The following is a 15031-nucleotide window of genomic DNA, read 5'->3' on the forward strand; positions in this document are numbered from 1 at the left end:
CGGACGCCTCGCCCTCAGCGAGGTGTCCGGGACGAGCACATCACCGAAGGAGGTGCCCGTGCACGCCGTACTCGCAAACCTCGACCAGTACTGGGCCGGATTCAAAGTGACCCTGGAACTCCTGTTCGTCGGCGGGCTGGGCGCACTCCTTATCGGAACGCTGATCGCGTTGATGCGGATCTCCCCGATCGGCAGCTTGCGCCTCATCGCTACTGGCTATACCGAGATGATGCGCAACACCCCGTTGACGCTGCTCTTCTTCTTCATCATCGTGGTGCTGCCAGCGCTTCAGGCAGGCATCGACTCGAAAATCGGCGCCTACATCGCGCTCAGCCTCTACACCTCCGCGTTCGTCGCCGAGGCCATCCGCTCGGGCATCAACGGGGTCCCGATCGGCCAGGCCGAAGCCGCCAGATCGCTCGGCTTGAGATTCGGTCAGACGATATCGCTGATCATCTTGCCGCAGGCGCTGCGGATGGTGGTGCCGCCGCTGATCAATGTGTTCATCGCGTTGACCAAGAACACCTCGGTGGCCGGCGGATTCCTGGTCGTCGAGCTGTTCGCGGTGTCCAAGACGCTGGTGAACAACAACGGGGATGCGGTCGTCCCCATCCTGCTCGGTATTGCCGCCTGCTATCTGATCATCACCATCCCGCTCGGCCAGCTGGCCGGCGTCGTTGAACGGAAGGTGGCGATGCAGCGATGAGTGCAGCCGCTCCGAGCGTCCTGTATGACGCCCCCGGCCCGAGAACCAGGAGACTGTCGCGAATCGTGTCGATCGTCGCTGGTGTCGTGCTCGCCGGAGCCTTCATCTGGCTCATCTGGGCGCTGGGCCAGCCCCGCACGACCGTCAACGGTATTCAGTTGACCGGTGTGTGGAGTCCCGAACGCTGGGACATCTTCACCGAGAGCGAGGTCTGGAAGGGCCTGCTGATCCGCGGCCTGCTCATGGGCACCCTGCGGGCGGCCGGCCTGGCCGCCGTGCTCGCCATCCTCCTCGGCATCGTGCTGTGCTTCGCCCGGACTGCCCGTCAGGTCTGGATCCGAGTGCCGGCGACGGTCGTGCTGGAGTTCTTCCGCGGCATGCCGGTGCTGTTGATGATGCTGTTCATCCTGTTGGCACTGGGCACCGGTGGCTACGTCGCTGTCGTGCTGGCGTTGACCGTCTACAACGGCGCGATCATCGGCGAGGCGCTGCGCGCCGGGCTGCAGGCGCTGCCCAAGGGCCAACGCGAAGCCGGCCTGTCACTGGGGCTGACGCCGTTCGCCACCCGGATCTACATCGAGTTCCCGCAGGCCTTCCGGCAGATGCTGCCGATCATCGTGGCGCAGCTGGTGGTGCTGCTGAAGGACACCTCGCTGGCCTACGTGGTCGCCTACCCCGAGATCCTGCGCATCTCGAATCAGCTCAAGGACTACTTCGGGTCGACCCGCTACTCGTTCTCGATCTTCATCGTCGTGCTGTTGATCTACCTTGCGGTGAACGTCTCGCTGTCGACGCTCGCCCGCTGGATCGCACGCCAGTCCGGTCCCAAGAGCGGCGTCATGGTGGTCGATCCGGTCCAGGCGCTATCCACGCTGCACTCGTCCGGTACAGCCCCGGGCGGGAAGGTCTGAGCAGCGCTACCCGGCATAGACCTGGACCCGGCCCGGTAAAGCGTCAGTCGTCCATGTGGAGCGTCAGTCGTCCACTTTGATGACGACTCGGCCCATCACCACGCCGATCTCGAGTTGAGCCGATCCGTTGCCGACCACGTATTCGTCGAGGGTGGCCTGGGAGTCGCCCGGCCAGCTGATCCGGCCGAGTTGAGTCTGTGAGCGCACTGTCACGTTCGCCCCGTGCGTCAGCCGCACCGAGAGGTTCCCCGATTCGACCTTGATGCGGGAGCGTCCCTCGCTGAGCGGGCCGGCCAGCGAAGCACTGCCTGCTTGGATCAGGGCGTCGCTGACTTCGACGACATCGCTGAGGCTGGCTTGGCCGACGCTGACCCGGATGCTGCCCAGCCTGGGCACCCCGACGGTGGTCAGCTTGTTTCCGGTCACCTCGGCGTCGACCGCAATGGACGGATTGACGCGCACCGTGAGTTCTTTGCCGAATCCGAGCACCCGCAGATCGTCCACCGATCGCGGCGGCCTGACCAGGCTGAAGCCACTCGTGTTGATGCCCAGCTCGCCCTCGGTACTGATCTCCAGTGTGGTGCCCTGGCGACGCACGGTGTGCGGCCCGTCGACCGAGATCGTCGCGATTCGCTGGTCGCCAACAATGCGCACCCGGCGCCCGACCGAACGGACGATCAGTTTCTCGACTGCCTTGCCGGCTGCTGGACGCGGGGCACCCGGCGGTGGCGCGAAGTGCGGCGGTTCGGGGACCGCCGCGGCGATGTCGCCGGGAAGGACGCTGCTGGCGAACTCCCCGAGTCGCTGCCAGGCGCCGCGAGCGATGTCACCGGCGTCGCGGAAGACCTCACCCGCCACGGCGGCGACATCGTCCAACTGGATATCGAAGAGGTTGTGTTCCGATGGGCCACCAGCGGGGCCGGTCTCATGGGTGGGCGATTCGGCATCCGGGGCGCTGCCGTCATCGACGGACGATGCCTCGTCCGGCTCGCCCGGAGCTTCGGCGGCCTGATCCTCGGCCCGGCCGGCATCGTCGCTGCTTGCGGGCGCAGATTGCTCCGCGGTCTCATCGGCATCCGCCGAATCGTCGGCCAGCGCTCGGGCGGGCCGGCTGTCGTACAAGGATTCGGGCGACACCTGTGGCCGCTCGGCCGGCCTGTCCAGATCGGCGATGCGGCGGGCAGCCTGGTCGGCATCGATCGTGCCGTCGGCAAGGTCACTCAGGATGCGGTTCAGCTCCGCGGAGTCACTCATGCGTCCAACTTAGCCCCGCGCCGCCCCCATCGGAATGGGGACCCCGATGCTTCAGGGCGTGATCGGGGCAAGCTGAGACCGCGACTCCGGCGAGCCCTTTCCGCTTCGTCGAGTTCGGCACCCTTGATGCAGCCGTTGACGAAGGCCACCAGGGGAATGGCGAACAGTGCCCCGGTGATGCCCGCGATGATCGCACCTGCCGAGATGCCCAGCAGCACGATCAGCGGATGGATCTCGACCGCCTTGCCGAGCACCAGCGGCTGCAGCACGTGCGATTCGATCGACATCACCAAGACGAAGACGATCAGCATGATGATCGCTTTGACGAAGCCGAGGGTCACCAGCACCACCAGGGTGGCGACGGTGCCCGCGACCAGCGCGCCCAGCAGCGGGACGAAGGAGCAGACGAAGGTGAAGGCCGTGATGGCAAGCCACAGATTCGAACCGAGGAACAACGCTCCCAAGCCGGCGCCGATACCGTCGATCCCGGCGACGATCACCGCGGCACGCACGTACGAGGTCAGCGATGTCCAACCGCCGCGCATCGACGGTTCGATGGCGCTGACCGCATGGGTAGGAATAATGCGTTCGAAGGAATTGACGATGCGGTGACCGTCCTTGAGGAAGAAGAAGGTGGCGAACAGGCAGGTCGCCAGGCCCGCGAAGAATGAGCCGACCGTCGAACCCGCACTGGCCAGCCCGGAGGCGATCTGCTCCGAAGACTGCTGGGCATAGGTGACGATCTGGTTGATCCATTGGTTGACCTGGTCGTCGCTGATCTGCAAAGGCCCGGTGGCCAGCCAGCTCAGCAGGCTCTTGACGCCTTCGGTCGCAGCGGCTACCAGCTGGGACGACTGCAGGGCGACCTGCGCACCAACCAGGAAAAGCAAGCCGAGGATGACCAGGACCAGCGAAAGCAGCGCGGTGAGGCTGCCCAGCCAGCGCGGCCAGCCCTTGGAGATGAGCCATTCCGCGAACGGACTGAGCCCGGATGTGAACAGGACCGCCAGAATCAGTGGCACGACGATCAGGCTCAGTCGTGCCCCGATCTGCCACAGCACCACGGTCACGGCGGCGATGACCAAGAAGCGCCAACCCCAACTGGCCCCAATTCGCAGCCACTTCGGTGTTAGAGCGATGTCGTCGGATTGTGGCGTGACCGGAGTCAGGGATTCGGCGGGGGTGGCCCCGGATGCGGGAGTCATCGGTAAACCTCCAGGTTGAGCGACGTCTCAAGCATAGGAGCCCGGCGGCCGAGGGCCGATGACCTAACCTGTGGGGGTGCCACACCCGTCGACCGACCAGATGCCCCGCGACGTCTGGGTGCTTTCGCTGGTCGCTTTGCTGGTGGCCATCGGATTCGGCGTGATGGTGCCGGTGCTGCCGGTGTTCGCCCGCAGTTTCTCGGTCAGTCAGTTCCAGGTGGGTGCGGTCATCAGCGCGTTCGCGCTGGCCAGATTGGCGATGGGACCGTTCTGCGGGCGCCTGAACCGGGCGATCGGTGAGCGGGTGGCCCTGGGGTCGGGTATTGGAATCGTGGCACTCAGCACCGTCGGCGCCGGATTGTCGCAGAGCTATCTGCAGCTGCTCGTGTTGCGCGGGGTGGGCGGGATCGGATCCGCGATGTTCTCGGTGGCCGCGATGAGCCTGCTGCTGGCCAGTGTCGGCCCGCAGCTGCGTGGTCGCGCCAGCGCCCTGTACTCCGGAGGCTTCCTGATCGGAGGCATGGCCGGCCCGGCCGTCGGCGGGCTACTGGCCGCGATCTCGATCAGGGCGCCTTTCTTCTTCTACGCGGCCACTCTGGTGCTGGCCGGCGGCGCGGGTCTCGCGCTGCTCAGCCGCCGGGCGGTGACTCCTACCGACAAGACCGGCGAGGCCGTGCTGGCCCTTGCCGATGTCTGGCGGCGTCCGGGCTATCGGCTGGCCTGCGCGGCCAACTTCACCACCGGCTGGCAGGCCCAGGGTGCGCGCTCCACGCTGGTCCCGCTGTTGGTGGTGGAGGTGCTGGACCGGCCGACCTCGTGGACCGGACTGGCCTTCGCGGTCGCGGCGATCGTCCAGGCCGTGCTGCTGCAGCCCGCCGGACGACTGGTCGACACCTGGGGGCGGCGTCCGATGCTGGCCGCCGGGTTGGTGATGTGCGCGGCATCGTCGGCGCTGATCCCGTTCGCACCCAACATGGCCTGGCTCGTGGTTTCCCTGTGTGTCTTCGGCGCCGGCTCGGCGGTCATGTCGACGGCTCCGACCGCGATGGTGGGCGACGCCACCGCCGGTACCGGCGGCACCCCGGTCGCGGTCTTCCAGATGGCGTCCGATCTTGGTTCGATCATCGGGCCGCTGGCCGTGGGGGCTCTTGCGGATCACTACCCCCTGCCGATCGCCTTCGGTATCGGCGCGGCGTTGATGGCCGTCCTCGGCGCCTGGTCGGCGAGCAGTCTGCGCCGAGCGCGGGCGTAGCACTTCTGTGAACAGTCGAGCCACAGACGAAGCCAACAGATAGCCTGACTGGCATGAATCCGCGCCCTATTTCCGAGCTGATGGCCCCCGACTGGGCCGACGCACTGGCAGACCAAGAGCCCCGGATTCATCAGATGGGCGCCTTCCTGCGTTCCGAACTGGCGGCCGGTCGCAACTATCTACCCGCGGGCGACAAGGTGCTTCGAGCATTCAGCCGGCCGATGGCCGATGTCCGGGTGCTGATCGTCGGCCAGGACCCATACCCCACGCCCGGGCATCCGATCGGGCTCAGTTTCGCGGTGGACCGCTCCGTGCGGCCGCTGCCGAAGTCGTTGATCAACATCTACAAGGAGTTGCAGTCCGATCTGGGCATCGCCCCGGTCGACCATGGCGATCTGACCGGCTGGTTCAACCAGGGTGTGCTGCTGCTCAACAGGTGCCTGACCGTGCAGCCCGGACATTCTGCCTCTCATCGCGGCAAGGGCTGGGAGCCGGTCACCCAGGCCGCCATCGAGGCGCTGGCCGCCCGCGGCGGTCCGCTGGTGGCCATCTTGTGGGGACGCGATGCCCAGTCGCTCACCCCGATGCTGGCCGCCGCCGACGTCCCGATCATCGCGTCGGCCCATCCTTCGCCACTGTCGGCCAGCGCCGGGTTCTTCGGCTCCCGCCCGTTCAGCCGGGCGAACGAGGCCTTAGCCGCCCAGGGGCAGACTGGTATCGACTGGGACCTCAACCACGCTCGGGAGTGACCATGAGAATATCGCTGGTGCTTGGCTCGGGAGGCGCCCGTGGCTATGCCCACATCGGTGCCATCGAGGAGCTGCAGTCGCGGGGCCACGAGATCGTCGCCGTCGCCGGCGCGTCCATGGGGGCGCTGGTCGGCGGGGCCTACGCGGCCGGGCGCCTCCAAGAGCTGACGGAGACCGCCTTGCGACTGTCACGCACCGATGTCTTGATGATGGCGCGCCCCTCCCTGAACGCTCCGGGCCTGATCAAGCTCGACCGGGTGATGAGCCTGCTGGAACGCATCATCGGCAACGTGCGCATCGAGGACCTGGCCATCCCGTACACGGCGGTGGCGACCGACTTGCTGGCGCACCGCGAGATCTGGTTCCACACCGGCCCGCTGCTTGTGGCGATCCGGGCGTCCATCGCGATGCCGTCGGTCTTCAAACCGGTCATGTTGCATGGACGGCTGCTGGTCGACGGCGGTCTGGTCAATCCGCTTCCGATGGAGACTTCGCTGCGGTTGGACACCGATCTGACGGTGGCCGTGTCCTTGTTCGGACGCGAGCGCGGCCGTGAATTCGGTGGCGCGATCGAGGTTTCGTCCGAAGAATCGGGAGAGACCACTCCCACTGCATTGAATCGTCTCCAGGAACGCATCTCAGAGGTGCTACCGACGAGGTCGCGCCCAGCCAGCGTCCTGAACCATTTTGATCCGCTGCCCAACGACCTCGATCTGGTGGACATGATCACCATGTCGCTGGATGTCATGCAGGAACGGATTCAGGCCTCGCGGGTAGCGGTCAACCCTCCGGATATTCACATCGAGGTGCCCGCGAGTACCGCCACCATCTTCGACTTCAACGATGCTGCGCGGATCATCGAACTCGGACGTGAGTTGGCCGCCGCCCAGTTCGACGAGGCAGGGCTATGATCGCGTGGCCGGACTTTGGTCGAGCTTCCTAGGCTTGGGGCATGTTCGGATTCGGGAAGTCTGTCACAGTCAACGCAGAGACTGCCTTGTCAGGGCGTGACACTCCGGTGCTGGACGCCAGCCGGACCCACCGGATCTTCGGCGAGCCCCTGAACGCAGACCATCCGGGAGCCGAGACAGCCTACTTTGCCCTCGGCTGCTTCTGGGGTGCCGAGAAACTGTTCTGGAAACAGCCCGGCGTGCTGTCCACTGCCGTGGGCTATCAGGGCGGATATACCCCGAACCCCAGCTACCAGCAGGTCTGCACCGGCCTGACCGGGCATGCCGAGACCGTCCGGGTCGTCTTCGACCCCGCCAAGATCAGCTACGCCGATCTGGTGCGGGTCTTCTTCGAGAACCACGACCCGACCCAGGGCAATCGTCAGGGCAACGACATCGGGACGCAATACCGTTCCGCCATCTTCACGGTTTCGGACGCCCAGCAAGATACTGCTGAGCGAGTGCGTTCCGAGTACCAGCACGCGCTGACCGATGCGGGCTACGGGCAGATCACCACCGCCATCGAGCCGGCGAAGCCCTGGTACTACGCCGAGGACTACCACCAGCAGTACCTCGATGCGAACCCCGGCGGCTACGACTGTCACATCCGAACCGGAGTTGCCTGTCCGGTTTCGTAGCGGGCTCCAGGACGCCTGAACCTCTAGTTGGGGTTGAGCCCAATAGGTTTTTCATCTTTGCTTGCCATATGAATGTTGAGTGTTAAGGAAACTCTCAGGGGGCTAGCCATAGCTCACCCGATCCACTTACCGTCCCAAAGACGGCCGGGCTAGGCGTGGTCACACGACGTGTGACCGGGGAAGACGCCGCACGAACCTCGGCTACCGCACGACCACGCGTCGAAGGGACCCGGATTCATGGCATTCAGCAGAAAGACCCGCGCGAGAATTGCCGGCATCGTCGCAACCGGCACGCTCCTGACGGGCGCCGTCATCATCCCGCAGGTCGCAATCGCGTTCAATGACACCGTCACCGCGACCGCATCGCTCAATGTGCGCCTGGAGCCCACGACCAACTCCAAGGTCCTCGGAGTGCTGTCGTCCGGCGAGCAGGTGGAGCGCCGCGGCGATCCGCAGGGCGAGTGGACCCCGATCCGCTACAACGGCCAGGATGCGTGGGTCTTCTCGGCCTATACCAGCCTCGGCGGCATCGACTCGGCCTCCGGCGGCACAGCCACCGCAACCGCCCCGCTGAATGTGCGCGCCGGCGCCTCGACTCTTGCCAGCATCCTCGGCACCCTCGAGGTCGGCGAGTCGGTGGCCATCACCGGATCGCAGGCCGGCGGCTGGATTCCGGTCTCGTACAACGGACGCAACGCCTTCGTCTACGCCGCGTACCTGTCATTCGGCTCCTCCACTGAGGCTCCTGCCACCGGCGACCAGAGCGCTGGGGACGCAACGGCCACTACCGCGCTCAATGTGCGCACCGGCCCGGGCACCGACTACAACGTGATTGCCGTGCTGAGCACCGGCGAGTCTGTCGCCACTCGCGGCGGCGACAACGACGGATGGACTCCGATCAGCTATGCCGGCCAGGACGCCTGGGTCGCCACCAGGTACCTGTCGACCGGCCAGGCCGCCGGTGGCGATGAGGGTACGGACGAAGGCGACGAGGCCACCAACGGAGGCGACGAGCAGGCCACGGACGAGGGCGACAACCAGACCATTGAGACCGAGACCGCTTATGTCTCCGACGACGTCAATCTGCGTACCGGACCCGGCCTCGACTACCGCGTCGTGCAGGTGCTGAGCCCCAACACCGAGGTCGAGCTCACCGGGGTCACCGAGAACGGCTACAGCCAGGTCAGCATCGACGGCACCCAGCGCTGGATCTCCACCGCGTACCTCAGCTCCAGCCCGGTCAGCACCGGTTCGAGCGGATCCAGCGGATCGAGCGGTTCAGGTAGTTCCGGCGGTGGGTCGAGTTCATCCGTGGCGACCAGCACCTGGGATGCGCTGGCCATGTGCGAGTCGAGCGGCAACTGGGCGATCAACACCGGCAACGGTTACTACGGTGGCATCCAGTTCAGCTATTCCACCTGGCTGGCCTTCGGCGGCGGCGCCTATGCTCCGACCGCGAACCTGGCGACGAAGGCCCAGCAGATCGAGATCGCCGAGAAGGTCCTCGCCGTGCAGGGTTGGGGCGCCTGGCCGGCCTGCAGCTCCAAGCTCGGGTTGCGCTGATAGATCCTCGATGTGCGGGCGGGCTGCGCAATGCGGCCCGCCCGCACATCGCGTCCTCCTAGAGTTGACCGCATGAGCCCGGCCGTGATCGTCACCATCATTCTTGTGGTGGGAATCGCCCTGGTGATCGCTGCCACCCTGGCGGATCGGCGCAGCGCCGCCCGGCTGACCAAGGCAGACGACACCGAGATCAGCTCTGCCGGAGCCGATCCGGCAGCCTCCGAGAAACCGGTCCCGATCGAACCACCCGCCTACATCACGTCGGAGCAACTGCTCCGCGGCGCCCCGCCGGCCGCCCGCTTCAGCCCCGACCAGGAGCGCGAGCTGGCGGCTCAGCTCACGGCGCCGTCCACAGTGCGGATCGACTGCCGATTGGCTGCCCCGACGCTGGCCACTCATACCGGCGAGCGGGCGATCCTCGATCAACCGCGGGTGCTGGTGTGCGCCGATGGCATCGGCCAGTTCCGCGAGGTGCTGCCCCTGCTCGGCTCAGCATCTGCAGACATGCAGGCGCTGGTCATCGCGGCGCCGACGATCGACGCAGATGCGTTGCAGACGATCATTGCCAACAAGCTCGCGGGCAAGCTGCAGGTCTGCGTGGTGCTCGGCGGAGCCGACGCACTGGCCGAGTTGGCGGCTGCTGTGGGTAGCCGGCCGGCCCCACTGGCCGATCGCCAGGCCGGAGCGATAGCCCTTACGGACTTGGGCAGGCCCACCCGCTTGGTGGCCAGTCCTTCCGCTTGCTGGGTGATCAGCGCTGTTGCATGATCGCGGATCGGCAATCCGCCGCTCACCTGAACCTCAAGTTGGGGTTGAGCTGAATGGATCTCTCATCTGTGCTTGTCATAAGTGATTGAAGGTTTAGCGAAGTCTCAGGACTCTAGCCGCGTGCCGTCTTGACCATCTACGGTCGCCACGTTGGCCGGGGCTAGGCGTGGTCACACGTTGCGTGTGACCGGGGAAGACGCCGATCCGACCCCGGCCATCACATGAACGTCGCGTGGAAGGAACCCAGGCACGATGACAGCTAGCAAGAGAACACGAACGACGGTCGCAAGTGTCGCGGTCGCCGGGGCACTCATAGGCGGAACTCTCGTCGTCCCTCAACTCGCGATCGCGTCCAACAACACGATCACCGCGACCACCGCGGTCAATGTGCGTATCGAACCCACTATCAGCTCCGAGATCCTCGGCACGCTCACCGCGGGCGAGCAGGTCGAGCGCCGCGGCGATCCGCAGGGCGAATGGACCCCGATCACCTATAACGGCAAGAGCGCCTGGGTCTACTCCGAGTACACCAGCCTGACCGGCATCGAGTCCGCCGCCGGTGGCACCGCCACAGCCACGGCCAAGGTGAACGTGCGGGCCGGCATGTCCACACTGACCAGCATTCTCGGCACCCTCGCGGAGGGTGAGACCGTCAACGTCACTGGGTCTCAGGTTGGCGGCTGGGTGCCGGTCTCCTACAACGGACGCGACGGATATGCCTTCGCCACCTATCTGTCCTTCGATTCCACCACCGAGGCACCGGCCACCACCGAGCCCGATCCGGTAGAGGCCGACCCCACAGAACCGGAGACCACCGAACCGGACGCCACCGAGCCGGAGACCAGCGACCCGGAGACCACGAATCCGGAGACCAGCGACCCAGAGACCAGCGACCCAGGTTCTACCGAAGGCGGCAGCACCGTCACCGGCACAGCGACAGCCACCACGGCGCTCAACGTTCGCTCCGGGCCGGGCACCAGCTACAGCGTCATCTCGGTGCTGAGCACCGGCGAATCGGTCACCACCACCGGGGACGACCAGAACGGCTGGACCCCCATCACCTACAAGGGCCAGGACGCCTGGGTCTCCACGCAGTATCTGTCCACCCGTGGCAACGTCGACGAACAAGAAGAGCCGAGCTCCGGTGAGACCGAGACGGCCTACACCACCACCGATGTCAATCTGCGCACCGGCCCGGGGCTCGACTACCGCATCGTCCGCGTGCTGAGCCCCAATACCGAAGTCGAGCTCACCGGCCTCACCGAGAACGGTTTCAGCCAGGTGAGCGACGATGGCACGCTGCGCTGGATTTCGACGACGTATCTCAGCGATGAGCCAGTCAGCACGAGCGGTGGCTCGGGCTCGACGGCCGGCCCGAGTGTCCCCGCGGGCGCCGGTAGCGGAACCTCGCTGAACACCGGCGGATCGTCCGGTCTGGACTCGCTGACGGCCAATGCCAAGGGAATCGTCTACACGATCCGCGAGAACTACCCGCAGATCACCACAATGTACGGGGTGCGCGCCGACCCGCTGCCCGATCATCCGAGCGGCCGCGCGGTTGACATCATGATGCCGAACGGGTCGTCCGATGTGGCGCTGGGCAATGAGATCGCCGCCTATCTGCAGCAGAACGCCAACTCCCTCAATATCGAATACCTGATATGGCGTCAGCGCATCTGGATCAACGGCCAGAGCGGCTGGACCGCCATGGCCGATCGCGGCGGCATCACCGCCAACCACTACGACCACATCCACGTCACGGTGAACTACTGATCCGAGCATCGGCACAGCGGGCGGACTCGCGTAAACCTCGGTACACGGCTGGCAACCAGCGCTCGTCCTGCAGGCCTGTGGGCCTCAGCAGGACGAGTTGCCCCCGACCCGTGATGGCCACGGATCAAGTACGGCGCTGAGCATCGCGAGCGCCTCGGGGACGAGTGCGTAGTAGGCCCACTTGCCGCGCTGCTCACGGGTGACCAGGCCGGCGTCGACGAGTTGCTTCATGTGATGGGACACCGTGGGCTGGGCCAACCCGACGGGCTCAGTAAGGTCGCACACACACGCCTCTCCGCCGGACTGCGCGGCGATCATCGACAGCAATCGCACCCTGGTCGGGTCACCCAACGCTTTGAACATCCAGGCCAACCGCTGCGCATCCTCGACGTCCATCACGCCCGCAGTCACCGGCGCGCAATGGCAGGACTCATCCGTGGTCAGCAGGGGAAGCGAAGTCGTCATGCCTCTCACTCTAGCCACGCATTGACATATGTCGATGCATCGACCATCATCAATATGACTTGATCCGTCCCGACATGAACGGAGCACACCATGACCGTGAACGGTGAGAACACCGGGCTGCGCGATCAGGTCCGTGCACGCTATGCCGGGGCTGCAACCGCCGTGAAGTCCGGCTCGCTCAACGCGGATCTGCTCGCCGAGGACGCCTGCTGCGGCTCGTCCAGCCACACTTCATCGGAGCGGAGCTTCGGCGCGGTTCGCTATGACGCCGCCACAACCGCAGGCCTGCCCATCCAGGCCGTCGAGGCAAGCCTGGGCTGCGGAAACCCGACCGCGGTCGCCGACCTGCACAAGGGCGAGCGAGTACTCGATCTGGGCTCGGGCGGCGGGATCGACGTGCTGCTGTCGGCCCAGAAGGTCGGCGAGTCAGGGTTCGCCTACGGCGTGGATATGACCGACGAGATGCTCGACCTCGCCCGTGAGAACGCAGCCAAGGCCGCAGCCACCAACGTGGAGTTCCTGAAAGGCACGATCGAGGACGTGCCGTTGCCGGACAGGTCGGTGGACGTGGTGATCTCCAACTGCGTCATCAACCTGTCGACCGACAAGCCCGCCGTCCTCGCCGAGATGTTCCGCGTCCTCGCCCCAGGCGGGCGCATCAGCATCTCCGATGTCGTCGCCGAAGACCACCTGAGCCCAGCCGAGCGGGCGACGCGCGGCTCCCGTGTCGGCTGCATCGCCGGAGCCCTCTCCAAGACCGAGTACCTCGACGGACTCGCCGTTGCCGGGTTCATTGACGCCACCGTGGAGTTCACGCACGAAGCAGCCGCCGGTATGCACTCCGCCATTATCCGTGCCGCCAAGCCCACCGCCTGACCTCCATGCTGCAGCCCCGGCCGACTCCGCAGCAGCATTGTCCGGCGCCCAGGTGCTCGACCTCCCGGCCGCACCCGCTTGCCCGCCTCATCACCAGGAGGACACCATGACCACTGCATCCGTGCCGACCGTGCTGTTCGTCTGCATCCACAACGCAGGCCGCTCGCAGATGGCCGCCGGTCTGCTCACCCATCTCGCCGGGGATCGTGTCCGGGTCCGCTCCGCCGGATCCGAGCCCGCCGACCGGCTCAACCCCGCAGTTGTCACCGCGATGGCCGAGGTCGGGATCGACATCGCCGCTGAGCAGCCCAAGCTGCTGACCACTGATGCCGTCCGGGTCGCCGACGTCGTCATCACCATGGGCTGCGGCGACACCTGCCCGATCTTCCCCGGCAAACGCTATGAGGACTGGCAGCTCGATGACCCCGCCGGCCAGTCCATCGAGGCTGTGCGAAAGATCCGTGACGACATCGAGCTGCGAGTCCGAGATCTCCTCACCGAGCTCGCGTCATGAACACCGGGCTCGGTCGGCCACTTCAATCCTGCGATCCTGCCGGCGAAGAATTTCGATGCGGCCGCCACTAGTAGCGGGGCCTGGAGATTGCGAGAATGGGTCCCAACGAGTGAGGTGATCCGATGTCCACACACGGCATCTTGAAGGCGCTCCTGGTGGCCCCATTGCTCACTGCCGGCGCTGCCGTGACAGCGGCGCTGGTCGCGGGCAAGCATCACCGCTTCGGCGCCACCGCGACCGAGTACCGTGCATCGTTGCCCGGGGACGGCTTGCTGCCCGAGGCACAGGTGCAGAACGATAGGGCGTGCACGATCCTCGCTCCCCCATCGGCCGTCTGGCCATGGATCGCCCAGCTCGGACAGGACAAGGCGGGTTTCTACTCCTTCGAGTTCCTGGAGAACCTGGCTGGGTGTCAGATCACTGGCGCCACACAAATCCACCCCGAGTGGCAGAACCCGGCGGTGGACGACGCATTCCCGTTGCACCCCGACCTCGCACTGCGCGTGGCCGAGGTCGAGCCGGGCCGCTACCTGGTGGCGACCTCGCAGGGCGGTGCAGCGCCCGGCGAGATGGACTTCGCTATGACCTGGACCTTCTACCTCACCTCGACCGCCGGGCCTGCGGGCGAACAGGCAACCCGCCTTCACGTGCGGGAACGCTACGCGGCCGGCAACGGATCGACACGACGGATGGTCGACGCACTCAGCGTCGTCAGCGCGATCATGACGTGGCGGATGATGTCGCGGTTGAAGACGCTGTGCACACAGGACGCCGATGGAGCTGCCGCCGCCTGACGCTGCGAGGACGCTGACGATGTGAAGTATTCAGTGCGGGGCCGTGCCTGGCTGCGACCGGCACGATTGTGCCAGCGTTGTGCGTTTGGGGACTCCAGCCGGTTTCGGTTAAGATGACCTGCGCGCGTCCCCATCGTCTAGCGGCCTAGGACACCGCCCTTTCAAGGCGGCAGCGCCGGTTCGAATCCGGTTGGGGATACGAGATGAATGGCCTAGTCAGATGTATGTCTGCTAGGGCGTTCTTGTCCCCTAGAATCGAACATCGGGCAATCGTGTCACGGGAAACTCGTCGCGGTCCTCAGTGCAGCCGTCGCGCTGGTGAGTCCTTCTCTGGTCCTGCCGGCCCTGTTCGCTTCCTGTCTGGTGGCCATCGCCGTGGCTCTGGTCACACGACGACGCGAATTCGCCTTCGGTTCAAGCGTGGCTGTCGGTTGCATCCTCTTGATCGGCTTGACACCTCTCGGTTAGGTGGACGAGCGACATCAGCGACAAGGCGGGCCTCTGGACGTTCCTGATGGACCGCGTGTACTTTATGTGGCTGGCGCGAATCTCCCAGACAGCCTGCTGCGTGCGCCGCCCGGCGAGTGTCACGAGGTCGGACGCCGTGGGGCTG

At 65.9% G+C, this 15031-nt stretch carries 15 protein-coding genes and 1 tRNA gene; 13 read left to right on the plus strand and 3 right to left on the minus strand.

Annotated features, from left to right (window positions below; genetic code table 11):
* Positions 1-58 precede the first annotated feature (58 nt).
* Entirely contained in the window at positions 59-706 is a 648-nt protein-coding gene (locus QUE25_RS03645; RefSeq protein WP_286267668.1) for an amino acid ABC transporter permease, read from the plus strand.
* Positions 703-1617 carry an amino acid ABC transporter permease gene (locus QUE25_RS03650; RefSeq protein ID WP_286267670.1) on the plus strand — a complete coding sequence of 305 codons (915 nt, stop codon included), beginning with the start codon at positions 703-705 and terminating at the stop codon, positions 1615-1617. Before QUE25_RS03645 ends, QUE25_RS03650 begins: the two co-directional genes overlap by 4 nt.
* A gap of 63 nt (positions 1618-1680) precedes the next feature.
* On the opposite strand, the gene QUE25_RS03655 is transcribed toward QUE25_RS03650, so the two are convergent.
* Positions 1681-2871, minus strand: coding sequence for a hypothetical protein (locus tag QUE25_RS03655; protein WP_286267672.1), 1191 nt, complete (start codon positions 2869-2871; stop codon positions 1681-1683).
* The gene (locus QUE25_RS03660; protein WP_286267675.1) at positions 2868-4076 is read right to left on the minus strand and encodes an AI-2E family transporter; all 1209 of its coding nucleotides are present in this window, start codon (positions 4074-4076) and stop codon (positions 2868-2870) included. Before QUE25_RS03660 ends, QUE25_RS03655 begins: the two co-directional genes overlap by 4 nt.
* Before the next feature lie 76 nt (positions 4077-4152).
* Here QUE25_RS03660 and QUE25_RS03665 point away from each other — a divergent pair, with 76 nt between their 5' ends.
* The 7 genes from QUE25_RS03665 to QUE25_RS03695 all read left to right on the plus strand — a co-directional run bounded on the left by QUE25_RS03665 (position 4153) and on the right by QUE25_RS03695 (position 11769).
* The gene (locus QUE25_RS03665) at positions 4153-5328 is read left to right on the plus strand and encodes an MFS transporter (protein WP_286267677.1); all 1176 of its coding nucleotides are present in this window, start codon (positions 4153-4155) and stop codon (positions 5326-5328) included.
* Between the two features lie 53 nt (positions 5329-5381).
* On the plus strand, positions 5382-6077 hold the full coding sequence (locus QUE25_RS03670) for a uracil-DNA glycosylase (protein WP_286267679.1): 696 nt from the start codon (positions 5382-5384) through the stop codon (positions 6075-6077).
* A gap of 2 nt (positions 6078-6079) precedes the next feature.
* Complete coding sequence (locus QUE25_RS03675; RefSeq protein ID WP_286267681.1) at positions 6080-6988, plus strand: patatin-like phospholipase family protein; 909 nt, start codon at positions 6080-6082, stop codon at positions 6986-6988.
* A gap of 41 nt (positions 6989-7029) precedes the next feature.
* Positions 7030-7665: a peptide-methionine (S)-S-oxide reductase MsrA gene (gene msrA, locus QUE25_RS03680; protein WP_286267683.1), complete on the plus strand. Its 636-nt coding sequence runs from the start codon at positions 7030-7032 to the stop codon at positions 7663-7665.
* 237 nt (positions 7666-7902) lie between these two features.
* A complete protein-coding gene (locus QUE25_RS03685) occupies positions 7903-9228 on the plus strand; it encodes an SH3 domain-containing protein (RefSeq protein ID WP_286267686.1) in 1326 nt (441 codons plus the stop codon).
* 72 nt (positions 9229-9300) lie between these two features.
* The gene (locus QUE25_RS03690; protein WP_286267687.1) at positions 9301-9996 is read left to right on the plus strand and encodes a hypothetical protein; all 696 of its coding nucleotides are present in this window, start codon (positions 9301-9303) and stop codon (positions 9994-9996) included.
* Between the two features lie 252 nt (positions 9997-10248).
* The gene (locus QUE25_RS03695; protein ID WP_286267689.1) at positions 10249-11769 is read left to right on the plus strand and encodes an SH3 domain-containing protein; all 1521 of its coding nucleotides are present in this window, start codon (positions 10249-10251) and stop codon (positions 11767-11769) included.
* An 84-nt stretch (positions 11770-11853) separates the two neighbouring features.
* Here the strand turns inward: QUE25_RS03695 and QUE25_RS03700 are convergent, their stop codons facing one another.
* Entirely contained in the window at positions 11854-12234 is a 381-nt protein-coding gene (locus QUE25_RS03700; RefSeq protein ID WP_286267691.1) for an ArsR/SmtB family transcription factor, read from the minus strand.
* A 90-nt stretch (positions 12235-12324) separates the two neighbouring features.
* Between QUE25_RS03700 and arsM the strand changes: the two genes are divergently transcribed.
* From arsM to QUE25_RS03720, 4 genes are all read left to right on the plus strand, one after another.
* On the plus strand, positions 12325-13110 hold the full coding sequence (gene arsM, locus QUE25_RS03705) for an arsenite methyltransferase (protein ID WP_286267692.1): 786 nt from the start codon (positions 12325-12327) through the stop codon (positions 13108-13110).
* Between the two features lie 106 nt (positions 13111-13216).
* A complete protein-coding gene (locus QUE25_RS03710) occupies positions 13217-13624 on the plus strand; it encodes an arsenate reductase ArsC (protein ID WP_286267694.1) in 408 nt (135 codons plus the stop codon).
* 122 nt (positions 13625-13746) lie between these two features.
* Entirely contained in the window at positions 13747-14418 is a 672-nt protein-coding gene (locus tag QUE25_RS03715; RefSeq protein ID WP_286267695.1) for a hypothetical protein, read from the plus strand.
* A gap of 126 nt (positions 14419-14544) precedes the next feature.
* Positions 14545-14617, plus strand: a tRNA-Glu gene (locus QUE25_RS03720).
* Positions 14618-15031 lie beyond the last annotated feature (414 nt).

It is taken from the genome of Brooklawnia propionicigenes (genome assembly GCF_030297015.1).
GTDB classification, from domain to species: domain Bacteria; phylum Actinomycetota; class Actinomycetes; order Propionibacteriales; family Propionibacteriaceae; genus Brooklawnia; species Brooklawnia propionicigenes.